A 25,711-nucleotide genomic window follows, 5' to 3' on the forward strand; every position below is an offset into this window, starting at 1 on the left:
TATGAGCGAGATTAAGAGCCTGCTTCGATCAGCTAAAGAGAAGTTAGCTGCGGCCGATATTGCCGAAATTGATGCTGAACATTTATTTGCATATGTCATCGGCATCTCCCGAATGGATCTCCATAATTCGGTTAAGTTGGATGCAACCCTTAAATCACTTGGCGACTTTGGCGTAATTGAAGATACCTTCGCAAAGTTGATTTCTCGTCGCGCAGGACATGAACCTCTGCAATATCTAACTGGCACCGCTTACTTCCGACATCTGGAAATCGAAGTTGGCCCAGGCGTATTGGTACCACGTCCGGAAAGCGAACTACTGGTTGAAGCCGTACTCACACATGTTAAAAACTTAGAAGAAAAAGTCACGGGAGAGATTTCAGTAATTGATCTTGGATCAGGCTCTGGCGCGCTAGCACTTGCAATTGCAACCGAAGCGCCAAGAACCAGAGTCATCGCAGTAGAAAAAAGTCCTGAAGCTACTGAGTGGCTGAAGAAGAATGTGGCGAAGATTTCCGAGAACGTACGCGTTGTTGAAGGCGATGTGGCTGATGTATTGCCGGGCGTTAAATGCGACATCGTTATAGCTAATCCACCATATATTCCTAACACTCAATCGCTTCCTCGCGATGTTGCCGAGCATGAGCCACATATCGCGCTCTTTGGCGGTGAAACTGGGATGGAACTCCCAAAACGTTTTATCGATGCCGCCGCTCGATTGTTAAAGAGCGGAGGAGTCTTAGCGATCGAACATACTGATGAACAAGGCGCCGCCATTGATGCGGTCTTGTCTCGCGATTTCACCGAGCGAGATTAAGAGCCTGCTTCGATCAGCTAAAGAGAAGTTAGCTGCGGCCGATATTGCCGAAATTGATGCTGAACATTTATTTGCATATGTCATCGGCATCTCCCGAATGGATCTCCATAATTCGGTTAAGTTGGATGCAACCCTTAAATCACTTGGCGACTTTGGCGTAATTGAAGATACCTTCGCAAAGTTGATTTCTCGTCGCGCAGGACATGAACCTCTGCAATATCTAACTGGCACCGCTTACTTCCGACATCTGGAAATCGAAGTTGGCCCAGGCGTATTGGTACCACGTCCGGAAAGCGAACTACTGGTTGAAGCCGTACTCACACATGTTAAAAACTTAGAAGAAAAAGTCACGGGAGAGATTTCAGTAATTGATCTTGGATCAGGCTCTGGCGCGCTAGCACTTGCAATTGCAACCGAAGCGCCAAGAACCAGAGTCATCGCAGTAGAAAAAAGTCCTGAAGCTACTGAGTGGCTGAAGAAGAATGTGGCGAAGATTTCCGAGAACGTACGCGTTGTTGAAGGCGATGTGGCTGATGTATTGCCGGGCGTTAAATGCGACATCGTTATAGCTAATCCACCATATATTCCTAACACTCAATCGCTTCCTCGCGATGTTGCCGAGCATGAGCCACATATCGCGCTCTTTGGCGGTGAAACTGGGATGGAACTCCCAAAACGTTTTATCGATGCCGCCGCTCGATTGTTAAAGAGCGGAGGAGTCTTAGCGATCGAACATACTGATGAACAAGGCGCCGCCATTGATGCGGTCTTGTCTCGCGATTTCACCGAGATATTTCTACATAAGGATTTAACTGATCGCCCACGTTGGACTTCTGCGGTGAGAAAATAACAGCTATGGCAACGATCGATCTCAATTCAGGTTCGTTAAGCGAGCATTTAGCCAAAGCTACAGCCGCCCTTAAGGATGGCTATGTAATCGTGGCGCCCCTTGAGAATTCATATGCACTAGTTGCAGATGCTTTCTTTCATGATGCGGTGCGCGCACTGCATGTACTTCGTGGAGATGAACTCGGAATATCTGCGCAAGTAATGATTGGTTCAAGCGCTGCAGTAGATGGCATTGCCCGTGAGATTAGCGAACCAGTACGAAAGTTGATTAATAGTTTCTGGCCAGGACAGCTATCAATTAATTTAAAGCCACAGCGCGGACTTAATTGGGATTTAGGTGATGGCCAACAATTAGATTCATTTAGCGTACGAGTGCCAAGTGCGGATTTCATTTTGCAGCTAGCGAAGATGCACGGTCCACTTGCCGTAGCCTCTGCAGCGCCTGCAGGTAATTCTCCAATTACCGATCCATTTGATTTAACATTTACCGAACTTGAAGTGGCGGCAATCTTTTCAGTTGGGTCAATCACCCAAGGACCGGCCACTACGGTGGTATCGGGTGATAGTGAGCCAGCCCGCATCGTGCGCGTCGGGGCGATCTCGGCTGAGCAAATCACAGCGATCGCACCCGACATTTCTGCGCCATAAGGCTTAGGCTTGCCCGCATGAGCGCAGAGACTTTCTATGGCCCGGATTTTGCACTGCTGAGTAAGCAGGATCCAGATATCGCAGCAGTTCTACTTTCCGAGCTAAAGCGTCAGCAGACCAATCTGCAGTTAATCGCATCTGAAAACTTCACATCGCGCGCAGTGTTAGCAGCGCTTGGTTCAACCCTCTCCAATAAATACGCGGAAGGTTATCCAGGCAAGCGTTATTACGGCGGCTGCGAAGAAGTTGATAAGGCCGAAATAATCGCAATTGATCGTGCTAAATCTTTATTCGGTGCAGAACATGCCAACGTACAACCACACTCTGGAGCCAGCGCAAATGTCGCGGTCTATCAAGCATTTACCAAGCCAGGCGATACCGTCCTTGCGATGTCACTTGCTCATGGTGGCCACTTAACGCATGGTTCGCCTGTTAACTTCTCTGGAAAGTGGTTTAACGTCGAGTCATACGGTGTGCGCCAAGATAACGAGTTAATTGATTACGACGAGCTGCGCGATATCGCGATCCGCACTAAGCCAAAGATGATCTGTTCTGGCGCAACCGCTTACCCATCACTAGTCGACTTTGAAAAGATTCGCGCAATCTGCGATGAAGTCGGAGCGATCATGTGGGTCGATGCGGCGCACTTCATCGGACTAGTTGCCGGTAAGGCAATTCCATCACCAGTTCCTTATGCAGATGTTGTTTCATTTACAACTCATAAAGTTCTGCGCGGACCTCGCGGCGGAATGATCTTGACTAAGGCCGAGCATGCGGCAGCGATTGATAAAGCGGTATTTCCAGGTATGCAGGGTGGACCAATCATGTCGGCGGTCGCTGGCAAAGCGATTGCGCTCGCCGAATGTGCCACACCTGCCTATCAAAAGTATGCCAAGGATGTAATTGTTAACGCCCAGGCGCTTGCAGCAGCTCTTGAAAAAGAGGGAATGCGCGCAGTCTCTGGCGGAACCCAAACCCACTTAGCGCTGATGGATATTCGCAGCACTGGCGTAACAGGAAAAGTTGCAGATGAGCGTTGCGGTTTAGCCGGAATTGTTATGAATAAGAATTCAATTCCTTTCGATCCAGAAAAGCCAGGTATCACAAGCGGTATTCGCGTTGGAACTCCTGCGACAACAACTCAAGGAATGGGCGTTGCAGAGATGCAGCAGATCGCAGCCTTTATCGCGCGCGCCATTAAGACTGATGATGAGAAGGCACATGCGGCAATCAAATCTGAAGTACACGCACTTACTGCGCGTTTTCCGATCTACACCGCATAAAGGCAGCGATTAGCGCATGCGTGAATATCTCGTAACGCTCTTACTTGCAGCAGCGCTCTGTTACATCATCACTCCCTTTGTAAGAAAATGGGCTTTGCACTTTGGCGCAGTGGCACAGATTCGAAAGCGCGATATTCACGTCATCCCGACTCCACGTTGGGGCGGGCTTGCGATGTGGCTTTCGATGTCAGCTACCTTCTTAATTGTCGGAAATTTAGAACTCGTTGGAAAATCTTTCGGTAATGATGCGCAAGGAATTTTCTTAGCCGGAACCTTCTTGGTTCTACTGGGAATGGCAGATGATCGATTTGAACTAGATGCGATTACCAAGTTGGCAGGCCAAGCACTTGCTGCCGGAATCTTGTTGTTATACGGAATTCAAATCTTATGGTTGCCGATAAATGGCGTAACCATGTTGCCACCGAGCGTTGGCCAATTGCTTACCGTGCTTATAGTTCTCGTAACAATCAACGCCGTTAACTTTATCGATGGCCTAGATGGCTTAGCCGCTGGAATAGTTGCAATTGCGGGCTCTGCCTTCTTCGCCTTCGCATATTTATTGGCAGTTGTTTACGGCTTTAACCGCGCAGGTGCACCATCGCTTATTACCGCGATCGCAATCGGTGTTTGCTTAGGTTTCCTGCCACACAACTCGCATCCCGCCCGCATCTTTATGGGGGATTCGGGGTCAATGTTCCTTGGCTTAATGCTGGCAGCCTCTGCAATCACTTTAACTGGCCAGGTAGATCCAAATGCAATTAGCGAAGAGAAACTTGGGCCTGCCCTATTGCCGCTACTTCTTCCTTTTGCAGTTCTTGCAATTCCACTTGCTGATTTAACTCTGGCGATCTTTCGCCGTATTCGCGCCGGCAAATCTCCGTTTTCATCCGATAAAGAACATCTACATCACCGCATTATGCGCGCTGGCAATACGCAAATCCGCACGGCTGCGATTATGTATTTGTGGACCGCAACGATTGCCTTTCCTGTCACCGTTTCAGCATTTGCTCCACTTTGGGTGGCGGCGATATTTGCAGGGGCTATGTTGGCGTTCACGATCTTCTTTAGCCGCGGTAAATCTAAGTCGTTACGAATTACAGAAAGTGTGAGCCATGTCTGATACGCAATCAAATGAATCACAACTTCTGCGAGGTGCGGTAAAGCCAACTCTGATTGTTGGCGCAATCGCGATAGTGCTATTTACTTTAACTCGCGGTCTTGCTGGTTTCTATGGCGCCTTGCTTGCGCAATTTATAGTCGCTATTTACTTCATCGTGCATATCTTGGTATCGCGCCTAACTAGAAATCTTGATCCGATAAGCACCATGGCTATGGCGCTATTTTCTTACTTTGCAAAACTTTTCTTCCTCGGCCTCTTCTTATGGGCGCTAGCCAAATACACCGATCGCGATGTAATCGATCGTTTGAGCTTCGGAGTCGCAGCCTGTGCGCTTACGGTCGCCTGGCTCGGGGGAGAGATCGCTAGTTACCTCAAGCTCAAAACTCATCTACCATTACCCCCTCAAGCAAAACCGTAATTACGGCCACGGAGGTCCCAGTGAGTAACAGCAGTCAGAACAAGCGCGATGAAAACGCAATGTGGACCATCTTCGGTTACCTCCTTTCTGGACTACTTTTCTGGGGCGGGGTTGGCTATGCCGCAGATAAGTGGTTCGACACCAGTTACCTAACCTTGGCCGGTCTGCTCGTGGGTATGGGCGGGGCCATTTATTTGGTCTGGCTACGATTCGGCCGCGAATAACGCCTAGATAAGTGACCAGCCCCACCCCTGGAGATCGGTTTTTGGATTTCACAGGTAGAGCCTTTTACCCATAAGGTTGCCCCGTTACAGGCAATTCCCTTATCTCGTCTAAGTAAATTGGAGTTCGTGTGCTCGCGTTAGTTCGTTCAAGCGCTGAAGGCGAAGGCTTTGTCCCGCCAAGTACCAAAGACTTCGAACTTCCTCCCATTTTTGGCGATAACCCTTATACGACTAAACCAATTTTCTTAGTTCTACTCTCTGTAGTTTTGATCTCAGTCTTCTTTATCGCCGCATCACGTAAAGCGGCAGTCGTGCCTTCCAAGCTCCAGTTCGCCGGCGAAAGTGTTTACGCCTTTGTGCGAAATGACCTTGCAAAAGATGTAATCGGCCACGAATTCCTTCGCTTTGTTCCGTACCTATTTACACTCTTTACCTTTATCTTGGTCAATAACTGGTTCGGAATTATTCCGCTTCTCCAGTTCCCAACGATGTCGCACGTTGGCTTCGCATATGTCTTAGCTGCATTTACATTCTTCGTCTTCCACTACATCGGAATTAAAAAGCACGGTGTTTTCAAATACCTCAAGGACATCATGTTCATGCCTGGCGTTCCAAAGGCTGCATACATCTTGATTACCCCGCTTGAAATTCTTACCTTCTTCTTAGTTCGTCCATTGACGCTCTCACTGCGTCTCTTTGCAAATATGTTTGCGGGCCACTTACTGTTGCTCGTATTTATCTTGGGCGGAGAACACCTTGCCCAGGGTGCACTTGCTTTGAAGTTGGTTAGCCCGTTTGCCTTCGGTATCGGCATCGTGTTGACCTTCTTCGAGTTCATGGTTCAATGTCTTCAGGCGTACATCTTTACCCTGTTGACCGCTCTCTACATCGCCGGCGCCCTTGCCGACGAGCACTAACACCTAACGAAAGGCAGTAAAAAATGGAAGGCACACTCAACCTGGTCGGTTTTGGCCTCGCAGCAATCGGTCCTGGTATTGCAACCGGACTTATCTTCGCCGCATATATCAACGGCGTTGCACGTCAGCCTGAAGCACGTAGCGTTCTACAGCCAATCGCGTTCCTTGGATTCGCGCTCGCTGAAGCTCTCGCACTCTTCGGTCTCGTTCTAGCTTTCGTTCTCTAATTAGCCCAGAAAATAATCTGAACTAATTATGAATAAATTCTATTTTGCCGCCGAGGGAGAGACGCTAAACCCTTTGATTCCGCATACATCGGAAATCATCGTTGGTGCGGTTGCGTTCACACTTCTCTTCCTTGTTCTGCGCAGCAAAGTGGTGCCAATGTTCGAAAAGGCATTCACTGCACGCACTGAGGCGATTCAAGGTGGAATGGAGCGCGCCGAAAAGGCGCAGCTCGAAGCGCAACGCGCGCTTTCCCAATACAACGAGCAGCTTTCAAAGGCGCGCGAAGAAGCACAAACTCTTCGTGAAGAAGCTCGCGTACAGGGCGTATCTATCGTTGAAGAACTTCGTGCGAAAGCACAAGAAGAAGCAGCACGAATCACTTCTGCTGCACACGCATCCATTGAGGCAGAGCGCCAACAAGCAATCACATCACTTCGCAACGAAGTCGGTGCGCTTGCAGTTGAACTCGCTTCAAAGATTGTCGGGGAATCTTTAGATGACCAGGCTCGTCAATCACGGATCGTTGACCGTTTCTTGGATGATCTAGAGAAGAGCAAGTAAGGAAAATGAGAATTCACCTCGGAGGCAGTAGCCGTCAGTCACTCGTGGCTGCACGTGCTGCACTCGATGTTGCAGTCAAGGGCGCAAGCGCGGCATCGGCTTCAGAGTTGTCTTCTCACCTCTTCGCAGCAGCAGATCTCTTTGCCGATAACACTTCTGTGCGTCGCGCAATTACAGATCCAGCACGCGATAAGGCAGCAAAGGCTGCACTTGTTAAAGATCTATTTACAAAATCAACCGGAACGCTCGCTGTATCACTTCTCAGCGAACTCTCTGGTCTTCGTTGGTCAGCAACTAAGGATCTGGTCTATGCAACAGAGCAGTTAGCAATTGAGGCAGAAGCATCTGCAGCAAATATTGCTGGCGAACTCGATCGCGTAGAAGATGAGTTCTTCGAAACTTCACGCCTGGTTGCCGATAATTTCGAGCTCCGCAAGGCGCTCGTAAGTGTTGGTTCAACTGAGGCCAAGTCAGCGTTAATCGCTGAAGTACTTGGCAAGAAGGCATCTGCCTCAACAATCAAGATCGCTAGCGCACTTGTTGCCTCCCTTCGCGGACGCAGCATCGAAGCAGCCTTCGCTGATTACCTCTTTGGTTTGGCAAATCGTCGCAACCGCTTAATCGCAGTTGTGCGTACAGCAACTGCTCTAACTGATGCACAGTCAAAGCGACTTGCAACAGTTCTTGAGAAGAACGTCGGTCAGCCAATCCGCATTAACGTACAAATCGACCCAACAATTCTGGGTGGAGTTTCAATCAAGTTCGCAGATGAGTTAGTCGATGGAAGCGTTGTAAACCGCCTGGCAAATGCTGGGCGTGCACTAGTTGGTCAGTCCGCGTAAAAAAAGTAACAAATCAGTAATAGAGAAGATTTAAGAAGAAACGAAAAAGGGAGAACGACATGGCAGAGCTCAAGATCCAACCGAATGAAATTCGGGATGCCTTAGCGAATTTCGTTAAGTCATACGATCCAGGCGCCGCAGCTCGCGACGAAGTAGGAACAGTTAGCCAGGCAGGCGATGGAATCGCTCGCGTTGAGGGACTTCCTTCAACAATGGCAAACGAACTTCTACAGTTCGAGAACGGAACACTAGGTCTTGCACTTAACCTCGATGTGCGCGAGATCGGCGTTGTTATTCTCGGAAGTTACGCAGGAATTGAAGAAGGAACATCAGTACGCGGTACTGGTGAAATTCTTTCTGTACCAGTTGGTGATGGCTTCTTGGGTCGCGTTGTTGATCCACTTGGTCGCCCAATTGATGGCAAGGGTGAAATCAAACCTGACGCACGCCGTGCACTTGAACTACAGGCTCCCTCTGTAGTTGAGCGCCAGCCAGTTAAGGAACCACTTGCAACAGGTATTAAGGCGATCGATGCGATGACAGCGATTGGTCGCGGACAGCGCCAGTTGATCATCGGTGACCGTCAGACCGGAAAGACTGCGGTTGCTGTAGATACGATCATTAACCAGCGTGAAAACTGGCTAACTGGCGATAAGAAGAAGCAAGTTAAATGTATCTACGTTGCTATTGGTCAAAAGGGTTCAACGATCGCTTCCGTTAAGGGTGCGCTCGAAGAAGCTGGCGCAATGGAGTACACAACAATCGTCGCGTCCCCTGCATCAGACCCAGCGGGCTTCAAGTACCTCGCTCCATACACCGGTTCTGCAATTGGTCAGCACTGGATGTACAACGGCGAGCACGTTCTAATTGTTTTTGATGATTTATCTAAGCAAGCTGAGGCTTATCGTTCAGTCTCACTTCTACTACGTCGTCCACCAGGCCGCGAAGCGTACCCAGGAGATGTTTTCTACTTACACTCACGTTTGCTAGAACGTTGCGCAAAGCTTTCCGATGAACTCGGTGGCGGTTCAATGACTGGCTTGCCAATCATTGAAACAAAGGGAAATGACGTTTCTGCTTTCATTCCTACCAACGTAATTTCTATTACAGATGGTCAGTGCTTCCTTGAAACAGATCTATTTAACGCCGGTGTTCGCCCAGCGATCAACGTAGGTGTTTCTGTTTCTCGCGTTGGTGGTTCAGCTCAGACAAAGGCGATGAAGAAGATCGCTGGTCGTTTGCGTCTTGACCTTGCACAGTTCCGTGAACTCGAAGCCTTCGCTGCTTTCGGTTCTGACCTTGATGCGGCATCAAAGGCTCAACTCGAGCGCGGTGCACGTATGGTGGAACTTCTAAAGCAGGGTCAGTACTCACCATATTCACTAGAGCGTCAGATTGTTTCAATCTGGGCCGGAACTTCAGGAGAACTTGATTCTGTTGCAGTCGCAGATATCCGTCGCTTTGAATCTGAACTTCTCGACTTCATCGGTCGCGAACGTAAAGATATCTTCACCGTAATTTCAGAGACCAAGATGCTCGAAGATGACACCGTTGCCAAGATGAAGACAGCAGTTGCTGACTTCAAGAAGCAATTCAAATCTTCTGCTGCAGGAATCGTTAACGATGCACCTGCTGAAGCACTTGATTCAGAAGGCGCTGAAGCGATTACAAAGTTTGTGCCACCGGCGGTGAAGAAGTAACTCATGGGTGCTCAACTTCGCGTTTATCGCCGACGGATGCGATCCGTTAAAGCGACTAAGAAAATTACGAAAGCAATGGAGTTAATCTCTGCTTCTCGTATTGTCAAAGCGCAGCAACGAGTCGCAGCCTCAACTCCTTATGCAAATGAGTTGACCCGTGCCGTATCCGCAGTTGCCACTTACTCTTCAACAAACCACCCTTTGACTACACCTTCCGAAAACCCAAAGCGCGCAGCGATTTTAATTATCTCTGCCGACCGCGGTATGGCTGGTGCTTATTCAAATAACGCGATCAAGGAAGGCGAACAACTCGCCGCCATGATCCGTGAACGAGGTCTTGAAGTTTCTAACTATCTTGTAGGTCGCAAGGCGGTTAACTATTACAAGTTCCGTAACCGCGACATTGCAGGTTCTTGGTCAGGATTTTCAGATAACCCAACATATGAGAACGCTAAAGAAGTTGCCGAAGCTTTGATTGCTGCATTCATTGCAGATGCCCAAACCGATAACGCTGGCGTGGATGAAATCCACATCATCTTTACCGAGTTCAAATCAATGTTGACTCAAAATGCAATGGCCAAGCGCATGTTGCCACTGGAAGTTATTGAGAGCGATACACCAGCACCATCTGGCTTGCTTCCAATGTACGAGTTCGAACCAAATGCAGGTGAAGTACTTAACGCACTTCTACCTCGCTATATCGAAGCCCGAATCTTCAACGCGATGTTGCAATCAGCTGCTTCCGAGCATGCTGCACGACGTCGCGCTATGAAGTCAGCGACTGACAACGCTGATGATTTAATCAAGTCGCTAACCCGACTTGCGAACGCGGCTCGTCAGGCCGAAATTACCCAAGAAATCAGTGAAATTGTGGGCGGCGCAGACGCGTTAGCCTCAGCTAGTGCAGGGAGTGAATGATGTCATCAACAGGTAAAGGCCGCGTTGCCCGAGTTATTGGACCGGTCGTGGATATTGAATTCCCAGCGGATTCAATGCCATCGATCTTTAACGCGCTCCACGTAGAGACCACCATGAGTGGCACTACTCGTACCTTGACCCTTGAAGTTGCACAACACATTGGTGACAACCTTGTGCGCGCGATTTCTATGCAGCCAACAGACGGAATGGTCCGTGGCGCAGAGGTAACAGATACTGGTGCAGCTATCTCAGTGCCAGTCGGTGACGTTACAAAGGGCCACGTATTTAACACACTTGGCGAATCACTCGATGTTCCAACATCATCACTTGATATTAAAGAGCGTTGGCCAATCCACCGCGATGCACCAGCATTCGATCAACTCGAGTCAAAGACAGAAATGTTCGAGACCGGTATCAAAGTTATCGACCTTCTAACACCCTATGTAAAGGGTGGAAAGATCGGTCTCTTCGGTGGTGCAGGTGTAGGTAAGACTGTTCTTATCCAGGAAATGATCTACCGCGTAGCGGAAAACTTCGGTGGTGTATCTGTATTCGCCGGCGTTGGAGAACGTACTCGCGAAGGTAACGACTTGTTCCTCGAAATGACTGAAACCGGCGTTATCAATAAAACAGCCTTGGTCTTCGGTCAGATGGATGAGCCACCTGGCACGCGTCTTCGCGTCGCACTTTCAGCGCTAACTATGGCTGAGTACTTCCGCGATGTTCAGAAGCAGGATGTATTGCTCTTCATCGACAATATCTTCCGCTTTACTCAGGCAGGTTCTGAAGTATCAACGCTGCTCGGCCGTATGCCATCTGCTGTGGGTTACCAGCCAACACTTGCAGATGAAATGGGTCAGTTGCAGGAACGTATTACTTCAACTCGTGGTCACTCAATTACATCTATGCAGGCAATTTACGTTCCTGCAGATGACATTACCGACCCAGCCCCACACACAACATTCGCGCACTTAGATGCAACAACAGTGTTGTCTCGTCCGATTTCAGAGCTTGGTATCTACCCAGCCGTGGATCCACTTGACTCAACATCACGCATCTTGGATCCACGCTATATCGGTGAGCATCACTTCCGTGTTGCAAACCGCATTAAGCAGATTTTGCAGCGCTACAAGGATCTACAGGACATCATCGCAATTCTCGGTATCGATGAATTGTCAGAAGATGACCGCGTACTAGTTGGCCGCGCACGTCGCATCCAGCGCTTCTTGTCACAGAACACATTCGTTGCAAAGGTCTTTACTGGTATCGACGGTTCATTTGTTCCGCTATCAGAGACCATCGCGGCCTTTGAAGCACTTGCCGATGGCAAGTACGACCACGTTCCAGAACAAGCATTCTTCATGTGCGGTGGCCTCGACGATGTCGAGCGCAGAGCTGCAGAGTTAGCGAAGAGCTAATCACGTGGCACTTAACGTCGAACTAGTATCGCCAACACAACAGGTGTGGTCCGGGCAGGCAACTTTCGTTTCTGCTCGCACAACTGAAGGAGACCTCGGTGTCCTTCCAGATCACGCACCTTTGTTTGGCGTACTAGTCGACGGTGCCGTGAGCATCAAAGCAATCGATGGAACAACAAAAGAATTCAACGTGCAAGGCGGCTTCTTATCTGTCGCAAATAACCGCGTTTCCATTCTGACCGAAACGGTCAGCTAGTCCAAAATTTCAGCTTCAGAAACATGAAAAGCAAAGGCACAGTTTCTTCCACTGAAAATCTCTAGAAATTACTCTCGGGTGACGTTGGCGCCGAGTGCGCGCAGATCTTCAGCAAAGTTTGGGTAGCCGCGATCGATGTGGAAGGCGCCATCGACGGTGGTTTCACCTTCGGAGACAAGGGCCGCAAGAACTAGTCCGGCGCCGGCGCGGATATCGGTAGCTTCAACGGGTGCGCCAGATAGCTGGGCAATACCAGTGATTGAGGCATGTTTTCCGTCGACAGTGACGTGTGCGCCAAGGCGAGCAAGTTCATTAACAAACATAAAGCGTGATTCAAAGACATTTTCGGTAACCATTGAGTGGCCGTCGGCAACTGCATTCATCGCGATGATAAATGGTAAGAGGTCGGTGGCAAATCCTGGATAGGGAAGTGTTGCAACATCAGTTGCACGTGGACGCTGGTTCATCTGCACGCGAATACCGTCGGCAGTTGAAGTAATGATTGCGCCAGCATGCGCTAACTTTTCGAGCATAACTTCCATGTGGTCAGCGCGACCGCCGTGGATTGTTATATCGCCCTGTGTCATAGCCGCAGCAAATGCCCATGTGCCAGCGATGATGCGATCGGTAATTGTGGTGTGATCAGTTGGGTTTAACTTAGAAACACCAGTGATCTTGATTAGCGGTGAACCAAGTCCTTCGATCTTTGCACCCATTGAGATTAAGAACTCGCCGAGATCAACTAAATCAGGTTCGCGCGCTGCGTTATCGATTGTTGTAACGCCCTTTGCCAGAACTGCTGCGGTCATTAGGTTTTCAGTCGCGCCAACGCTTGGGAAATCTAATTCGATAGTGGCGCCAGTTAAACCATTAGGTGCTTCAGCAATTACATAACCATGTTCCACGTGTGCGGTCGCACCGAGTGATTCAAGGCCCTTGATATGAAAATCTAAACCTCGTGAACCAATTGCATCGCCGCCAGGCAATGCGACTTCGGCTTTGCCAACGCGAGCAACAAGTGGGCCAAGTACATTGATAGATGCGCGCATCTTGCGCACGAGATCATAATCAGCGCGATGTGCTGGCGCTTCGGGAACAGTAATTGAGAGATTAGAACCATCGCGTGAAACTTCACATCCCAGGCGCTTAAGTAAATCGGCCATGATGTCGACATCGGCAATATCCGGAACATTGCGGATAGTTGATTTACCAACGGCCAAGAGCGATGCCGCCATCAGCTTTAGGACCGAATTCTTAGCCCCGGTGACCGTTACTTCGCCCTTTAGGCTGCATCCGCCGACGATGCGAAAGCGATCGTTGGTCGAACCTTGCGAAGATGCCATATCCGAAGTCTACTTATAGGCTAGGGCCATGGTTAATTTAACGCGTATTTACACCAAGACAGGCGATGACGGATCTACCTCCCTCGGAGATATGAGCCGAACTTCCAAGAACGATTCACGCCTTGAGGCATATGCCACCGTTGATGAAGCAAATTCAACTATCGGTGTTGTTATTGCAACCGATGAACTCAGCGATGATATCCGCGCGCTCTTAGTTCGTATCCAAAACGATCTCTTCGATGTTGGCGCCGACCTTTGTACTCCAGTTGTAGATTCACCAGCCTTTGAACCGCTGCGCGTTCTTGAATCTCAGATTACATATCTGGAAGAGCAGATCGATAAGTACAACGCTGATCTGCAACCACTTCGCTCATTCGTTCTGCCATCTGGAACACCTGCAGCTGCGCACTTGCACGTTGCCCGCACAGTTGTTCGTCGCGCTGAGCGCCGCACCTGGACAGCAATTCATGGCTTTGGCTCTGGCGTAAATCCACTTACAGCGAAGTATCTAAACCGCTGCTCTGATCTTCTCTTCGTGTTGGCACGCGTTGCCAATAAAGAGATTGGCGATCAACTTTGGGTACCCGGAGCAAACCGCTAACTTTTTAGAACTGCGCGCGCTATCTTTTCATCGCGCTCAAAGACATATAAACGAGGACCATCTTTAGTTTGGGCCAAGTTTGCCTTTATCTCTGCGGTCGCAAGCTTTAAGCGCAGCAGCTCGCCTTCGATGTAGTTATTTGGTGATGCGATAACAACTAGCGCGCCGTAATCATCTTCACCGCCAACTTTTGGCGTGCGCTCTACAACAGATTTTCCGCGCTTAAATGCCCAACGCAGAATTAGCGAGAGAATTGCCACAGCGAAGAATCCACCGAAACTAGACAGAAAGAGCCCGTTATTAATTCCGCCAAGCATCTTTAATTGGCGCTTACTTGGTAATCAGTATTTGGAAGAGGCCCTGATGGATCGCCTTGGTTGCAATCCACATTGATGTTGGAAACTATCTGGCCGGCACCAATTGGTTCAGTTGTAACTAATAGAACTGTAACGACTTGCTGAGGGGCGCTTCGTCCCACATCTGCAGTAATTTTTCCGAAGGTTTTAGTCGTGCGATTCTCAGGTGAAGTTGCACCAACTACATCGGCAGTAACTCTCCACCAGCGACAACCTATTTCGGCGGCTACTAAAACCGCTCCACAAGTGAATTGTGTACAGGATTTAACCTGCGAAGCCAGCGCTGATTTGGCCGAGAGAAGCCCCACCAACTCTTTTGCATTTGGAACCTTTAGATACAACTTTGTTTCACCCAATGGATCGGTCTTAAAGCCAACTGGCGGCCACTTCGGTGATGGAGAAGGTAACTTCTTAGCAACTTTCTTTTTCTTCTTTACCGGGGCTTTCTTAACTGGAGCCTTCTTTACCGGCGCCTTCTGAGTGGCACTCGCCTTCGGTGTTGGCGTAGGGCTCTTAGTTGCCGCAATAGTGGAAGTCAGCGAGAGCGATAGAAAGAGCGCTGAGAAGATTGCAATTAACTTAATTCTCATCGCTCTTGCTCCCATTTAAAAGTTTTAATCGAAATTACCAGACCGGCAATCAACCACGCCAGAATAATCCAGAAAGTGCGGCCGGTCTCCCAAGTACCGGCAACTTCTTGCGCAGCAAATGAATCTGGAAGGAATACCGAACGCATACCTTGGGTCATCCACTTAAGCGGGAAGATCGCAGCGACTTGCTGCATCCATCCTGGCAAATCAGTGAAGACAAAGAAAACGCCGCTAAAGAATTGCAGAATGATTACTACGGGTGAGACAACCGCAGATGCGCCGCGACCGCTCTTTGGAATGACAGAGAAAGCAATGCCGAGCGCAGTTGACGCGGCGCTTCCCAAGATAATTAACCAGGTAAAGGTAAACCACTTTGCGGGATCAGTCGGAAGATTCACGCCGAAGAATAAGACCCCCGCAATTAGAAGCAGGGCTATTTGAATCACCATTGTTACAAATACAACGATCGATTTACCTATGAAATAACTAGATGCTGGCATCGGAGTGCCACGCAAGCGTTTTAGCGTTCCAAAGTCACGTTCTACGGGGATCATGATCGCGAGCTGTTGGAAGCCGGTATTAACAAGGCCCGAAGCGATCATTCCGGCGACAAAATATTGGCTAAAAGTAACGCCATCAGTAAGTTCGTTGGTAAAGACTGAACCAAAGATAGCGAGCAACATAATTGGAAATGCCAGGGTAAAGACTACGGATTCGCGCTGGCGCATAAATTGTTTAACTTCTAGGCCACCACGTGCAATACCAATTGCTAAGGCGTTGGGCACTTTATTGGCCTGTACTTTATTGACTGACATCGGCGCCTCCAATCATTTCCAAGTAAATATCCTCAAGTGAAGCGCGCTTGACGGTGAGTTCAGGGATCTCATCTTTATAAGTCTCGGTGAGTTTGCGGATCAGCGCAGTTGGGTTATCGGTGCGCTCAGTTTGAATACCGTTGGCACCCTTCCAAGAAACTGTTGCAAGCGAAGTCGCGCGGCCACCCAACAGAGCAGGGGTTGCAACTTCGATGATCTTGCCTTGATTAATCACGGCAACTCGATCGGCTAACGCTTCAGCCTCATCTAGATAATGGGTAGTAAGCAAGATTGTTGCGCCAGACTTTCGCAGATCTTGAATCAGCGCCCAGAATGCGCGACGCGCTTCAGGATCAAAGCCGGTTGTCGGTTCATCTAGAAAGAGAAGTTCGGGGGATCCGATAATTCCGAGCGCTACATCAAGGCGGCGGCGTTGTCCGCCAGAGAGCGTTCTGATTAGCTCCTTAGATTTATCAGTTAAGCCAACTGCGTTGATTACCTCATCAACACCGCGTGGATTTGAGTAGTACTTTGCAAAGTGTGCGACAGTCTCAAAAACAGATAGGTCGCCAGCATCGTTAGTTGATTGCAGAACTATGCCGATACGGTTGCGCCATTTGCGGGCTTGTTCGCCTTTAACTCCTGGGTCGGTGCCGAGCACTGAAACTTCACCACGGTCGCGATCGCGAAAGCCTTCCAGGATTTCTACGGTGGTCGTCTTACCTGCTCCATTTGGACCAAGGAGGGCAAATATCTCGCCAGGTTGGATGGTTAGATCAATGCCGGCCACCGCTTTATTGGGGCCATAACTTTTTTCCAGGCCACGGACGTTAATCACGCTGCTCATATGGCAACCATGCCACATTCAGGGCAAAAGTGCGAGAAAATGAATCCATGAGCCCACGACGCAACTATCCAAAGGGGCGTCGCCCAAAGGATGAAGAGCGCGATATCGCGACTTCTAATCAAACTATCGAAGAACATACAGATGGCGATTTTATTGTTCGAAAGATCACCGGATCTAGTTCAAATAAACCTTATCGCTGTCCCGGTTGCGATCAAGTAATTCCAATGGCAACACCGCACACTGTTGCATGGATGATCGGTGATGAAGATGGTCGTCGCCATTGGCACAATGCATGTTGGGCAAAGCGCAATAATCGCAAGCCAAATACAGAGCGCACACGTAATGCGCCACGATTTTAATTAGCCCAAGCGGCTAGTTATATGGGCCGACTTTTAACCAAGTCGGCCATTCAGTAAACGAGTCAAGGTAACAATCAACTTATCGTTTCCTTTAGTGCGCTTAAAGCTAGTGAATGCAATTGGTAGTTGGAATCGCGCGCGAACAACGGTGCGCGGGTAGGTAAATTCAAGAATTCCTTCTGGGCCATGGATACGTCCGTAACCACTATCTTTCACGCCACCAAATGGCACTGATGCAATTGCTGCAAATGAAATAGTTGAGTTAATGGCAACCATTCCGCAATGCAATTGGCGGGCAATCTTCTTGCCTTGACGTTTAGACCAGATAGATGAGCCAAGACCATATCTAGAGGCATTTGAAAGCGCGATCGCTTCAGCCATTGATTTCACGCGATTGATCGCGATAGTTGGCCCAAAGGTTTCTTCCAACATCGCAGTGGAATTTTCAGGAACATCGAGCAAGATAACTGGCTCAACAAATGGCGCTTTAACTGAATCCGAACCGCCTAGTGCAACCTTGGCACCCTTAGCGATCGCGTCATCGATATGTCCTTGAATAACGTTTATCTGCGAAGGCATTGTTGCAGGCCCGTAGTTGCCAACTCCGGGAGCGCCCGGGTGAATTGATTTAGCAACCTTGATCGCTTCTTCAATAAATTTATCGGCCACCTTTTCATGAACATATACGCGCTCTGCACCGATACATGTTTGCCCAGCGTTAGACATGGAAGACCAGATAGTGGCATCAGCTGCGCGCTTGATATCGGCATCTTCAGCAACGATTACTGGATCTTTGCCACCACATTCGAGAACAACTGGTGTCATATTTGCAGCACATGCTGCAGCAACTAACTTGGCGGTGCGAGTAGAACCAGTGAACGCCAATTTATCGACGCCGCTTTCACATAAATCTTTTCCGGTAGCGCCAAGTCCTGTAACGCAGGTGAAGATGTCGGCAAATGGTGCAACTTCTGCAAAAGTCTTAGCCAGTATCGCGCCAACACCTGGTGTGTATTCACTTGGCTTAAAGACAACGGTATTTCCAGCAGCGAGTGCGTAGGAGATAGAACCCATTGGAGTAAAGATCGGATAGTTCCAAGGGCCAATCACACCGACTACTCCAACTGGAGAACGTTCTACGGTTGCTGACATATTTGCCATAAGTGCGCCAGGAGAACGATGTGTTGTGCGCATTGCATCTTCGGCATGACGTGCAGCCCAACCTAAGTGGCCAACAGCAAGAGATGCCTCAAGTTTGGCATCGCTAACTGGCTTTCCAGTCTCTCTTGATACAAGTTCGGTAATTTCATCAAGTTGTGAAATAAGTAAGTTGCTCCATTTAAGCAATACTTTACGACGGCCTTTAAATCCAAGATCTTGCCAAGCACTTGATGCACTGCGAGCTGCAACAACTGCGTTAAAGACAGTCTCGCGATCTGCGATTGGATAATTGGCGATTACCTCACCAGTTACGGGATAGTGCGAGGCAAATGTGTTTGTAGAAGTGGACATGGGGAAAGACTAGACTCTCCTGCATGTTGCAGCCAGTACGTCCAAGCACTGTTCTACCGGCGCTGCGCACTCCATTTACCGTTACAACAAGCGATGGCCAAGCGCTGATCGGCGAAAGCGCTGCACCACTTGATCGTTACACCAGCGCAATCCTTTGCTTGCATCCCTTGCCGACAGCAGGCGGCATGATGGATAGCCATGTTTATAAAAAGGCCGCTAATCGCTTGCCAGATATGGCTGGCATACATGTTGTTCGTTTTAACACTCGTGGCACAACTAGTGAAGCAGGTAGCAGCACCGGAACATTTGATAACGGTGGCTTAGAAAAATTCGATGTCGAGGCGATGATGACCTACTGCTTAGATACTTTGAAGTTAGAAAATCTCTGGGTAGTCGGATGGTCGTTTGGAACTGATTTAGCGCTTCGACATGCAAAAGACCCACGAATCAAGGGTTTAATTCTTTTATCACCGCCACTTCGCACATCTGAAGTTAGCGATCTTGAGTATTGGGCTAAAGATGGACGCCGCGTTATTGCCCTTGTTCCAGAATTTGATGATTATCTACAACCACCAGAGGCGATTAAAAGATTTAAACCGTTGACTCAAATAGAAATAATTCCCGTTGCTGGTGCGAAACATCTCTGGGTAGGAGAACCCGCCGTTCATACCGTTTTGAGTGAGATCACTAAAGTACTTGCGCCAGAGCGCTTGCCGCTGCCTACTGAGATTTAAGAGTTATCTGCGCGCGGGAAGACGACTTCATCAAGTATCAAAATCACTGATGCGGCAATTGGCACTGCAAGTAATCCGCCGATTAGGCCAAGAAGTGATGATCCAATTAGCGCCGAGATGATGGTTACTGCGCCAGGAAGAGCAAGTGTGCGCTTCATTATTCGTGGCGTCACCACGTAGTTTTCAACTTGTACATAAACAACGTATGCCAGAAATGCTATTAAGCCAATTGATACCGATTGGGTTAGGGCAATGATTGTCACGACGGAGCACCCTATGAAATGGCCAATGAGTGGAATCAAACCACAGACCAAAACAATCATCGCAATTGCAATTGGTGATGGAAGTGCCAAAACAAGCGAAAGGGCAAAGACAAATGTTGCAGCCATAAATGCAATTGCAATTTGGCTTCCAACGAATGATCCCACTCTAGAAATAACTGCGTTAACAAGAAGAGTTAAGCGTTCTCTGCGGCTAGCAGGTGCGAAGCGCACTCCAAGTTCAACCATTTGTGGAAGTGAGGTAATGAAGTAGAGGGTCAGAATTAGAATTGTTAGAGCAGAGAATGCACCCGAGAGGACAGACTTTCCAACACCAATCACGCCACCAAATGCAGAGATAATCAACGATCCATCCGCGGTGACTTCTTTTAATTGAGCCTGCAAAGTATCAATAATTCCGAATTGGTCATTTAAGTCTGCGATCGTCGCATTGTTTTCTAGATCAGCCAGTAAGGTCGGCGCCGAATTAATTAAGTTTGTGCCTTGTGAAAGTACGGGCGGAACGACCACGGCGATAAAGAAACCCGTGAAAAGAATTACTGAAACGAAAATAATGGCTACAGAATTTGCTCTGGAAAGACCACGCCGTTGAATCGCTACAACTGCCGGATTTAACCCTGTTGCTAAAAAGAGGGCTACGACAATCAAGACAAATATCTGGCTGGTACTGGCAAGTGCGCGCATCAAGACGATTGCGACTAAGGCTCCGAGCGTTGCGACAAATCCAAAATAGAACGGATGTGATCTATCTATCGGATTTCCTTGAGTACCAAAATCTGTTGGTGCAGTGTTTGGCTTAGGTTTACGTTTAATGCGATCTGCGATTGCCATGTGACCTATTCTAAAGCGATATCCTTCATACATGGCGTTACGCATTACGGGATTAGGCGAAGAAATCGCCGCCGTTACTGGCTTGCCTTGGCATATCAATTTGGAGGAGTGGCCGGAAGATCCCGCGCTGACCGAAAAGCGCGGTATTTCGCGACATATCGTTCGCTTGGTTCGATCCACCGATGATCCCGATGCGGAAGTCTATGCAGTTAAAGAGACGGTCTCTGAATTCGCAAACCGCGAATATAAAGCGCTGCGCGAACTGGCACACCTCGGAGCGCCAAGCGTTCAGCCGATCGCGGTTATTGAAGGGCGCACAGATGAAAGTGCAGAAGAGCTTCCTTGCGCTCTTGTAACGCGCTTCTTGCCATATTCGCTTCCGTACCGCGTTTTACTTAGCGGTAAAGATGTAACTGCCAATGACATCACCATGATGGCCAACGCCCTTGCGCTGTTATTGGTACAACTTCACTTACTTGGTTTCTGGTGGGGCGACTGCTCGCTTTCCAATACTTTATTCCGCCGCGATGCGGAAGCCTTCGCCGCTTACTTAGTGGATGCCGAAACTGGTGAGTTCCAGAAAACACTAAGTGATGGACAACGCGAACATGATTTAGAGATCGCGCACTTTAACGTTGCCGCCGAACTTGAAGATTTAGCGCTTTCGGGTGTTCTTTACCCAGGTATGGATCCGATCCGCGCTAGCGAGGCGGTAATCAAGCGTTATCACCGAATCTGGAAAGCGCTTAAAGAGCGTCAGGTTTTAGATCCAAAAGATCGCCTTGCCGTAGAACGTGCGATGCGTCAACTACATGATTTAGGTTTTGCGGTAGAAGAAGTTTCAGTTTCACTAGATGGTGAGTCACAGAAACTTTACTTCCAGCCAAAACTTGTTGCACCCGGATATCACCGCAATCGTCTGCGCGAGTTAACAGGGCTAGAAACTGAGGCGTTGCAAGCAAAGCGTTTGCTGGCTTCGCTTGATCGTTTCCGTGGTCGCGAAGAGAGTCCGAAACCACCAATGCAAGATTCCGCACGACGTTGGCTAAATGAAACTTATATGCCGATCGTTGTGATGATTCCTGATAATTTAAAGGGCCGAATCGAAGAAGCCCAGTTCTTCCACGAAGTTCTCGAACACCGTTGGTATTTAAGTGAACGCGAAGGCCACGATGTTGGGCTAACCTTTGCAGCACAGTCATATATTGAAGATGTACTGCCATTTCGGCGTGATTCTGGAGTAGAAGCGGGGGCGCAAGCATGAGCCTTCCACCTAACTTTGGACGTGCAGTCGATCTAAGTTCGCTTGGAAAACCAAAGGCGGAGCCTGCAGGGCCCATGCCCGGTATTGAGATAACCCCTGAGAATTTAACTAATGAATTTCTCTCACTCTCTAAAGACAAGCCCGTTGTTCTAATTTGTTGGTCGCCCCGCTCGCCTGAATCACAAGAGGTCGTAGCAATCCTTGGAAAGTTAGCGTTAGCTGATCAGGGAAGTTGGGTACTTGGCCGAGTTGATGTTGATGCTCAACCACAGGTTGCACAAGCGTTACAAACTCGCGCTGTTCCATTTGCTGTTGCAATCATCAATGAGCAAATGGTTCCGCTCTTTGAGCAGCCTTATCCAGAAGAACAGATCCGGATGGTGATCGATAAAGTCTTAGCACTTGCATCCGAACAGGGCGTGGGTGGAGCACCCACTGAAAAAATTGAACCCGAAGAGGAAGAAGCTATCGCGGCGCTAGATGCTGGCGATTATGCCAAGGCAGAGGCGGCGTACAAGAAACTCTTGGCGCGCAAACCAAACGATAACTTTGCAATTCTTGGCCTTGCGCAAACTCAGTTGATGGCGCGCACGGATGGTATTGATGGAGCTAATGTCATGAAAGAAGCTTCGGCTCATCCAGATAACATAGATATTCAATTGCAATGTGCCGATATTGAAATCGTTAGCGGTTATTTAGAGCCAGCCTTTGCGCGATTACTGAGGTTAATTCCACTCTTTGATGGCGCTGAGAAGAAGCTAGTTAAGGATCGCCTGATTGAGCTATTTGCTCTAGTAGATCCAGCTGATCCACGAGTTATAAAGGCGCGCGCTGCCTTAGCGAATGCGCTTTTCTAATGAATACCGTTAAACCAAGTACCGAATTTAAACTCTTACAAGCGCTCTTTGGCGTATATGCCATGTTGATCATGTCTTGGATTCCCCGTTTTCCTGAAGTAAAAGCCAATCTCGGATTAAGTAACGGTCAATTTGGAACTCTTATTAGTACTGGATCATTCGGAGCTGTAGCCAGTCTCTTCTTAACCGGCCATATGGTTCATAAATTCGGCGTAAAGCGCGTGATTTTGACCAATATCTGGATTATGGGGCTGGCATATTTCTTTATTGTTCGTACCGAATCTTCTGGAATTTTCTTAATCTGTAACGTTGCAATTGGTTGGGCAACATCGGCTTATCACATCTCGATAAATGCCCAATCATTTAACGCAATGGAGCGAGTTTACGGTTTAACTATTGCGCGCCTTCACGGTATGTGGGCGCTCGGGACGCTAACTACAGCAATTATTTCAGGGTTAGTCGTTGATCATATTCCGATCACGTGGCATGTAGGTGGGTTAGCTGTATTTGTCACCCTGTCGCTAACTGCAATGATAATTCGTTTAACTCCAGTTTTGATGAAACCAAATGAAGATGAAGAAGAACATCTCCCACTTCGAACTTTGATCACTTCATTTAGAGTTGATTGGCTAATCAGTGGCGGCCTGGTCTGCGCGGTTTTTCTAGAATTTGCGACCGGAGACTGGTCGGCAATCTTTGCTAAAGAGCGTATTGGCGTAAGTTCTGGAATGGCGGCTCTGCCATATGTCTTTTTCATGACCGCGATGATCATCGGGCGTCTAAATGCAGGATCAATTGCCAAGCGTTTTCAAGTTGATCAAACTGTTCGACTTTTTGCGCTACTCGGTGGTGGGGGATTTCTAACCTTCTTAACTATTACAGTTCAAATTCCCGCCGAGCATAAAACTATTGCCTTTGTAACAACTTGCCTGGCATTTACCTTTGCGGGAATGGGCTCATCGCTGATGGCGCCATCCTTCTACACCGCTGGAAATCAACGCTCGCCACTTCCGAGCGCGGTAGTTGTTGGGCAGATTGGCGTCGTAAATATGATTGCGGTCTTTATCTTGAAAGCTTCGATTGCATGGACTGCGCAATTCACCGGCTCTTTAGCAATTGCTTTAACGATTCCTGCGCTGATGCTGATGGCTACAGCGTTTTTTGCGCGCGCCCTAAAAGTCAGTTAAACGCGCTCGAGCCAGACTGTAGAAAGTGGCGGGACTCGGAAACTCCGCTTTAAATCTGTATCTACATCAACGGCAAAAGAATCATTGGTTATTCCGCTACCTCCAAAGGCAACGGCATCGGTATTTAGAATTTCCCGCCAAACCCCTGCTGTAGGTAGTGGCAGTTGGTAATTCTCATGCGGAACTGGCGAGAAGTTAGTTATACAAACAAGTGGCTTTCCATCAACAGACCAGCGAGTAAAGGCCAAGACATTGCTTGCGCCATCATCACCCACTAACCAAGAGAAACCTTCTGGGTTTGTATCCTTCTGCCAAAGCGCAGGTTGAGATTTATAGATGGCATTTAACTCGGCAACAACTTTCTGCACTCCGTTATGTTCGGCAAATTCAGTTAAATACCACTGCAGACCAGCGCTCTCGCTCCACTCATCATTCTGTGCAAATTCAGATCCCATAAAGAGCAACTTCTTACCTGGGTGGGCCCACATAAATCCATAGAGCGCACGCAACGTTGCTAACTTCTGCCAACGATCGCCAGGGAATTTATTTACTAATTGGCCCTTACCGTGCACAACTTCATCGTGTGACAGTGGAAGCATAAAGTTTTCAGACCAGGCATAAAGAATTGAGAAAGTAATCTCGTTGTGGTGGTAGACGCGATGAATTGGATCGTGCTGCAAATATTCCAAGGTGTCGTGCATCCAACCCATATTCCATTTAAAACCAAAGCCGAGTCCGTTAGATGAAGTCTCTTTGGTGACACCCGGCCACGCCGTTGATTCTTCCGCGATCATCATGATGCCGGGATGAGTTTTATATGCAGTCGATGTTGCTTCCTGCAAAAGTTGAACTGCTTCGAGGTTTTCGCGACCCCCAAATTTATTCGGTAGCCATTCGCCTTCTTTACGTGAATAATCTAGGTAAAGCATGGAAGCAACGGCATCTACACGAAGGCCATCGATGTGGAACTCGGTAAGCCAATAAAGAGCGCTAGCAACTAAGAAATTACGCACTTCATTGCGACCGAAGTTGAAGATCAAGGTGCCCCAGTCAGGGTGTTCACCTAGACGCGGATCGGCATGCTCATAAAGTGCTGTGCCATCGAATTTCGCAAGCGCCCATTCATCTTTGGGAAAGTGAGCAGGAACCCAATCCAGGATTACGCCAATACCCGCAGCATGAAGCGCATCTACTAAGAATCTAAATTCATCAGGGGATCCAAAGCGCGAAGTCGGTGCAAAGAAGGAAGTTACTTGGTAACCCCAAGAAGGTCCATATGGATGCTCGGTAACTGGCAAGAATTCAACGTGGGTGAAGCCTTGTTCTGTTACATAGTTAACGAGTTCGGTTGCAAGTTCGCGATAAGAAAGCCCTAACTTCCAAGAGCCTAAGTGAACTTCGTAGACCGCAACTGGGCTGCGCCAAGGTTGAAATTTAGAGCGCTCAGCAATCCATTTTGAATCTTGCCATTGATAATTTGATTCGTTAACAATCGATGCGGTGTGTGGGGGAGTTTCGGTTTGGCGTGCAAGTGGATCAGCATGATCTACCCAGCGACCGTCGATGCCGCAGATGGCAAACTTGTATTTAACTCCTGCGCCTATATCTGCAATAAAGATCTCCCAGATACCGGATGAACCTAAGCGAATCATCGGATGGGTGTTCTTATCCCAGTAATTTAAATCGCTGATCAAACTAACTGCGCGTGCATTTGGCGCCCAAACAGTAAAGGCAGTTCCAAGCAGTTCTCCGCTTTGATCACGCCGCACATGCGCACCAAGGACTTCCCATAATTTCTCATGGCGACCTTCGGCAAGTAGATGAAAATCTAACTCGCCTAAAGTTGAATTCGGATTTAAAAATGTTGCCGGCGCTATGTAGATCTCTTCCTTTGCATCTTTACTCTTACCGAATAGCTTCTGGAAGAAAGACATGATC

The 25,711-nt window shown here is 48.5% G+C and carries 29 protein-coding genes; 21 read left to right on the forward strand and 8 right to left on the reverse strand.

What is annotated here, in order from left to right; genetic code table 11:
- Nucleotide 1 precedes the first annotated feature (1 nt).
- The 15 genes from prmC (A1s21148_RS01420) (at nucleotide 2) to A1s21148_RS01485 (ending at nucleotide 12,196) form a co-directional block, all read left to right on the forward strand.
- Entirely contained in the window at nucleotides 2-814 is an 813-nt protein-coding gene (gene prmC / locus A1s21148_RS01420; RefSeq protein WP_095670719.1) for a peptide chain release factor N(5)-glutamine methyltransferase, read from the forward strand.
- Nucleotides 777-1,664 (forward strand): peptide chain release factor N(5)-glutamine methyltransferase, encoded by an 888-nt coding sequence (gene prmC / locus A1s21148_RS01425; protein ID WP_095670720.1) that lies wholly within the window; start codon nucleotides 777-779, stop codon nucleotides 1,662-1,664. The genes prmC (A1s21148_RS01420) and prmC (A1s21148_RS01425) overlap by 38 nt, the downstream gene beginning before the upstream one ends.
- 5 nt (nucleotides 1,665-1,669) lie before the next feature.
- A complete protein-coding gene (locus tag A1s21148_RS01430) occupies nucleotides 1,670-2,311 on the forward strand; it encodes an L-threonylcarbamoyladenylate synthase (protein WP_095670721.1) in 642 nt (213 codons plus the stop codon).
- Nucleotides 2,312-2,328: 17 nt separating this feature from the next.
- On the forward strand, nucleotides 2,329-3,594 hold the full coding sequence (locus A1s21148_RS01435) for a serine hydroxymethyltransferase (protein ID WP_095670722.1): 1,266 nt from the start codon (nucleotides 2,329-2,331) through the stop codon (nucleotides 3,592-3,594).
- A 16-nt stretch (nucleotides 3,595-3,610) separates the two neighbouring features.
- Nucleotides 3,611-4,714, forward strand: coding sequence for a glycosyltransferase family 4 protein (locus A1s21148_RS01440; RefSeq protein WP_095670723.1), 1,104 nt, complete (start codon nucleotides 3,611-3,613; stop codon nucleotides 4,712-4,714).
- Nucleotides 4,707-5,132 (forward strand): Cg1360 family ATP-synthase-associated protein, encoded by a 426-nt coding sequence (locus A1s21148_RS01445; protein ID WP_095670724.1) that lies wholly within the window; start codon nucleotides 4,707-4,709, stop codon nucleotides 5,130-5,132. The genes A1s21148_RS01440 and A1s21148_RS01445 overlap by 8 nt, the downstream gene beginning before the upstream one ends.
- A 20-nt stretch (nucleotides 5,133-5,152) precedes the next feature.
- Nucleotides 5,153-5,356, forward strand: coding sequence for an AtpZ/AtpI family protein (locus tag A1s21148_RS07460; RefSeq protein WP_125932378.1), 204 nt, complete (start codon nucleotides 5,153-5,155; stop codon nucleotides 5,354-5,356).
- A gap of 128 nt (nucleotides 5,357-5,484) precedes the next feature.
- Nucleotides 5,485-6,273: a F0F1 ATP synthase subunit A gene (atpB, locus tag A1s21148_RS01450; RefSeq protein ID WP_095670725.1), complete on the forward strand. Its 789-nt coding sequence runs from the start codon at nucleotides 5,485-5,487 to the stop codon at nucleotides 6,271-6,273.
- A 23-nt stretch (nucleotides 6,274-6,296) separates the two neighbouring features.
- Nucleotides 6,297-6,500, forward strand: coding sequence for an ATP synthase F0 subunit C (gene atpE, locus A1s21148_RS01455; RefSeq protein WP_018206788.1), 204 nt, complete (start codon nucleotides 6,297-6,299; stop codon nucleotides 6,498-6,500).
- Nucleotides 6,501-6,528: 28 nt separating this feature from the next.
- Complete coding sequence (locus tag A1s21148_RS01460) at nucleotides 6,529-7,062, forward strand: F0F1 ATP synthase subunit B (protein WP_095670726.1); 534 nt, start codon at nucleotides 6,529-6,531, stop codon at nucleotides 7,060-7,062.
- Nucleotides 7,063-7,067: 5 nt separating this feature from the next.
- Nucleotides 7,068-7,904, forward strand: a complete 837-nt coding sequence (locus A1s21148_RS01465; protein ID WP_095670727.1) for a F0F1 ATP synthase subunit delta — start codon at nucleotides 7,068-7,070, stop codon at nucleotides 7,902-7,904.
- 59 nt (nucleotides 7,905-7,963) lie between these two features.
- The gene (gene atpA / locus A1s21148_RS01470; RefSeq protein ID WP_095670728.1) at nucleotides 7,964-9,604 is read left to right on the forward strand and encodes a F0F1 ATP synthase subunit alpha; all 1,641 of its coding nucleotides are present in this window, start codon (nucleotides 7,964-7,966) and stop codon (nucleotides 9,602-9,604) included.
- A gap of 3 nt (nucleotides 9,605-9,607) precedes the next feature.
- Complete coding sequence (locus A1s21148_RS01475) at nucleotides 9,608-10,522, forward strand: F0F1 ATP synthase subunit gamma (protein WP_095670729.1); 915 nt, start codon at nucleotides 9,608-9,610, stop codon at nucleotides 10,520-10,522.
- A complete protein-coding gene (gene atpD, locus A1s21148_RS01480) occupies nucleotides 10,522-11,940 on the forward strand; it encodes a F0F1 ATP synthase subunit beta (protein WP_095670730.1) in 1,419 nt (472 codons plus the stop codon). Before A1s21148_RS01475 ends, atpD begins: the two co-directional genes overlap by 1 nt.
- A gap of 4 nt (nucleotides 11,941-11,944) precedes the next feature.
- On the forward strand, nucleotides 11,945-12,196 hold the full coding sequence (locus A1s21148_RS01485; protein ID WP_095670731.1) for a F0F1 ATP synthase subunit epsilon: 252 nt from the start codon (nucleotides 11,945-11,947) through the stop codon (nucleotides 12,194-12,196).
- A 68-nt stretch (nucleotides 12,197-12,264) separates the two neighbouring features.
- Here the strand turns inward: A1s21148_RS01485 and murA are convergent, their stop codons facing one another.
- Entirely contained in the window at nucleotides 12,265-13,539 is a 1,275-nt protein-coding gene (gene murA, locus A1s21148_RS01490) for a UDP-N-acetylglucosamine 1-carboxyvinyltransferase (protein WP_095670732.1), read from the reverse strand.
- Between the two features lie 28 nt (nucleotides 13,540-13,567).
- On the opposite strand from murA, the gene A1s21148_RS01495 reads away from it, so the two are divergent.
- The gene (locus A1s21148_RS01495; RefSeq protein WP_095670733.1) at nucleotides 13,568-14,140 is read left to right on the forward strand and encodes a cob(I)yrinic acid a,c-diamide adenosyltransferase; all 573 of its coding nucleotides are present in this window, start codon (nucleotides 13,568-13,570) and stop codon (nucleotides 14,138-14,140) included.
- Here A1s21148_RS01495 and A1s21148_RS01500 read toward each other — a convergent pair.
- From A1s21148_RS01500 to A1s21148_RS01515, 4 genes are read right to left on the reverse strand one after another with little or no spacing between them, the layout of a single operon-like run.
- The gene (locus A1s21148_RS01500; RefSeq protein ID WP_095670734.1) at nucleotides 14,137-14,457 is read right to left on the reverse strand and encodes a hypothetical protein; all 321 of its coding nucleotides are present in this window, start codon (nucleotides 14,455-14,457) and stop codon (nucleotides 14,137-14,139) included. The two genes, A1s21148_RS01495 and A1s21148_RS01500, sit on opposite strands and share 4 nt — an antisense overlap.
- Before the next feature lie 2 nt (nucleotides 14,458-14,459).
- Nucleotides 14,460-15,101, reverse strand: coding sequence for a hypothetical protein (locus A1s21148_RS01505; protein WP_125932379.1), 642 nt, complete (start codon nucleotides 15,099-15,101; stop codon nucleotides 14,460-14,462).
- Nucleotides 15,083-15,901, reverse strand: coding sequence for an ABC transporter permease (locus A1s21148_RS01510; RefSeq protein ID WP_095670736.1), 819 nt, complete (start codon nucleotides 15,899-15,901; stop codon nucleotides 15,083-15,085). The genes A1s21148_RS01505 and A1s21148_RS01510 overlap by 19 nt, the downstream gene beginning before the upstream one ends.
- The gene (locus tag A1s21148_RS01515; RefSeq protein WP_095670737.1) at nucleotides 15,888-16,748 is read right to left on the reverse strand and encodes an ABC transporter ATP-binding protein; all 861 of its coding nucleotides are present in this window, start codon (nucleotides 16,746-16,748) and stop codon (nucleotides 15,888-15,890) included. Before A1s21148_RS01515 ends, A1s21148_RS01510 begins: the two co-directional genes overlap by 14 nt.
- A gap of 47 nt (nucleotides 16,749-16,795) precedes the next feature.
- On the opposite strand from A1s21148_RS01515, the gene A1s21148_RS01520 reads away from it, so the two are divergent.
- Nucleotides 16,796-17,107, forward strand: a complete 312-nt coding sequence (locus tag A1s21148_RS01520; protein ID WP_095670738.1) for a hypothetical protein — start codon at nucleotides 16,796-16,798, stop codon at nucleotides 17,105-17,107.
- Nucleotides 17,108-17,140: 33 nt separating this feature from the next.
- Here the strand turns inward: A1s21148_RS01520 and A1s21148_RS01525 are convergent, their stop codons facing one another.
- Nucleotides 17,141-18,619, reverse strand: coding sequence for an aldehyde dehydrogenase family protein (locus tag A1s21148_RS01525; protein ID WP_095670739.1), 1,479 nt, complete (start codon nucleotides 18,617-18,619; stop codon nucleotides 17,141-17,143).
- Between the two features lie 23 nt (nucleotides 18,620-18,642).
- On the opposite strand from A1s21148_RS01525, the gene A1s21148_RS01530 reads away from it, so the two are divergent.
- Nucleotides 18,643-19,353, forward strand: coding sequence for an alpha/beta hydrolase (locus A1s21148_RS01530; protein ID WP_095670740.1), 711 nt, complete (start codon nucleotides 18,643-18,645; stop codon nucleotides 19,351-19,353).
- On the opposite strand, the gene A1s21148_RS01535 is transcribed toward A1s21148_RS01530, so the two are convergent.
- Entirely contained in the window at nucleotides 19,350-20,465 is a 1,116-nt protein-coding gene (locus tag A1s21148_RS01535; RefSeq protein WP_095671786.1) for an AI-2E family transporter, read from the reverse strand. The genes A1s21148_RS01530 and A1s21148_RS01535 overlap by 4 nt on opposite strands.
- A gap of 31 nt (nucleotides 20,466-20,496) precedes the next feature.
- On the opposite strand from A1s21148_RS01535, the gene A1s21148_RS01540 reads away from it, so the two are divergent.
- From A1s21148_RS01540 to A1s21148_RS01550, 3 genes are read left to right on the forward strand one after another with little or no spacing between them, the layout of a single operon-like run.
- Nucleotides 20,497-21,729 carry a DUF4032 domain-containing protein gene (locus tag A1s21148_RS01540; protein ID WP_095670741.1) on the forward strand — a complete coding sequence of 411 codons (1,233 nt, stop codon included), beginning with the start codon at nucleotides 20,497-20,499 and terminating at the stop codon, nucleotides 21,727-21,729.
- A complete protein-coding gene (locus tag A1s21148_RS01545) occupies nucleotides 21,726-22,586 on the forward strand; it encodes a tetratricopeptide repeat protein (protein WP_095670742.1) in 861 nt (286 codons plus the stop codon). Before A1s21148_RS01540 ends, A1s21148_RS01545 begins: the two co-directional genes overlap by 4 nt.
- Entirely contained in the window at nucleotides 22,586-23,773 is a 1,188-nt protein-coding gene (locus A1s21148_RS01550) for an MFS transporter (RefSeq protein WP_095670743.1), read from the forward strand. Before A1s21148_RS01545 ends, A1s21148_RS01550 begins: the two co-directional genes overlap by 1 nt.
- Here the strand turns inward: A1s21148_RS01550 and glgB are convergent.
- Entirely contained in the window at nucleotides 23,770-25,707 is a 1,938-nt protein-coding gene (gene glgB, locus A1s21148_RS01555) for a 1,4-alpha-glucan branching protein GlgB (RefSeq protein WP_095670744.1), read from the reverse strand. The two genes, A1s21148_RS01550 and glgB, sit on opposite strands and share 4 nt — an antisense overlap.
- Between the last annotated feature and the right edge of the window lie 4 nt (nucleotides 25,708-25,711).

The organism is Candidatus Planktophila lacus, assembly GCF_002287925.1.
GTDB classification, from domain to species: domain Bacteria; phylum Actinomycetota; class Actinomycetes; order Nanopelagicales; family Nanopelagicaceae; genus Planktophila; species Planktophila lacus.

Excerpts from the sequence above, each read along its gene's own strand:
- prmC (WP_095670719.1), top strand. The coding sequence starts at position 2 with ATGAGCGAGATTAAGAGCCTGCTTCGATCAGCTAAAGAGAAGTTAGCT.
- prmC (WP_095670720.1), top strand. The coding sequence starts at position 777 with ATGCGGTCTTGTCTCGCGATTTCACCGAGCGAGATTAAGAGCCTGCTT.
- A1s21148_RS01430 (WP_095670721.1), top strand. The coding sequence starts at position 1,670 with ATGGCAACGATCGATCTCAATTCAGGTTCGTTAAGCGAGCATTTAGCC.
- A1s21148_RS01435 (WP_095670722.1), top strand. The coding sequence starts at position 2,329 with ATGAGCGCAGAGACTTTCTATGGCCCGGATTTTGCACTGCTGAGTAAG.
- A1s21148_RS01440 (WP_095670723.1), top strand. The coding sequence starts at position 3,611 with ATGCGTGAATATCTCGTAACGCTCTTACTTGCAGCAGCGCTCTGTTAC.
- A1s21148_RS01445 (WP_095670724.1), top strand. The coding sequence starts at position 4,707 with ATGTCTGATACGCAATCAAATGAATCACAACTTCTGCGAGGTGCGGTA.
- atpE (WP_018206788.1), top strand. The coding sequence starts at position 6,297 with ATGGAAGGCACACTCAACCTGGTCGGTTTTGGCCTCGCAGCAATCGGT.
- A1s21148_RS01460 (WP_095670726.1), top strand. The coding sequence starts at position 6,529 with ATGAATAAATTCTATTTTGCCGCCGAGGGAGAGACGCTAAACCCTTTG.
- A1s21148_RS01465 (WP_095670727.1), top strand. The coding sequence starts at position 7,068 with ATGAGAATTCACCTCGGAGGCAGTAGCCGTCAGTCACTCGTGGCTGCA.
- atpA (WP_095670728.1), top strand. The coding sequence starts at position 7,964 with ATGGCAGAGCTCAAGATCCAACCGAATGAAATTCGGGATGCCTTAGCG.
- A1s21148_RS01475 (WP_095670729.1), top strand. The coding sequence starts at position 9,608 with ATGGGTGCTCAACTTCGCGTTTATCGCCGACGGATGCGATCCGTTAAA.
- atpD (WP_095670730.1), top strand. The coding sequence starts at position 10,522 with ATGTCATCAACAGGTAAAGGCCGCGTTGCCCGAGTTATTGGACCGGTC.
- murA (WP_095670732.1), bottom strand. The coding sequence starts at position 13,539 with ATGGCATCTTCGCAAGGTTCGACCAACGATCGCTTTCGCATCGTCGGC.
- A1s21148_RS01495 (WP_095670733.1), top strand. The coding sequence starts at position 13,568 with ATGGTTAATTTAACGCGTATTTACACCAAGACAGGCGATGACGGATCT.
- A1s21148_RS01500 (WP_095670734.1), bottom strand. The coding sequence starts at position 14,457 with ATGCTTGGCGGAATTAATAACGGGCTCTTTCTGTCTAGTTTCGGTGGA.
- A1s21148_RS01505 (WP_125932379.1), bottom strand. The coding sequence starts at position 15,101 with ATGGGAGCAAGAGCGATGAGAATTAAGTTAATTGCAATCTTCTCAGCG.
- A1s21148_RS01510 (WP_095670736.1), bottom strand. The coding sequence starts at position 15,901 with ATGTCAGTCAATAAAGTACAGGCCAATAAAGTGCCCAACGCCTTAGCA.
- A1s21148_RS01515 (WP_095670737.1), bottom strand. The coding sequence starts at position 16,748 with ATGAGCAGCGTGATTAACGTCCGTGGCCTGGAAAAAAGTTATGGCCCC.
- A1s21148_RS01520 (WP_095670738.1), top strand. The coding sequence starts at position 16,796 with ATGAGCCCACGACGCAACTATCCAAAGGGGCGTCGCCCAAAGGATGAA.
- A1s21148_RS01525 (WP_095670739.1), bottom strand. The coding sequence starts at position 18,619 with ATGTCCACTTCTACAAACACATTTGCCTCGCACTATCCCGTAACTGGT.
- A1s21148_RS01530 (WP_095670740.1), top strand. The coding sequence starts at position 18,643 with ATGTTGCAGCCAGTACGTCCAAGCACTGTTCTACCGGCGCTGCGCACT.
- A1s21148_RS01535 (WP_095671786.1), bottom strand. The coding sequence starts at position 20,465 with ATGGCAATCGCAGATCGCATTAAACGTAAACCTAAGCCAAACACTGCA.
- A1s21148_RS01540 (WP_095670741.1), top strand. The coding sequence starts at position 20,497 with ATGGCGTTACGCATTACGGGATTAGGCGAAGAAATCGCCGCCGTTACT.
- A1s21148_RS01545 (WP_095670742.1), top strand. The coding sequence starts at position 21,726 with ATGAGCCTTCCACCTAACTTTGGACGTGCAGTCGATCTAAGTTCGCTT.
- A1s21148_RS01550 (WP_095670743.1), top strand. The coding sequence starts at position 22,586 with ATGAATACCGTTAAACCAAGTACCGAATTTAAACTCTTACAAGCGCTC.
- glgB (WP_095670744.1), bottom strand. The coding sequence starts at position 25,707 with ATGTCTTTCTTCCAGAAGCTATTCGGTAAGAGTAAAGATGCAAAGGAA.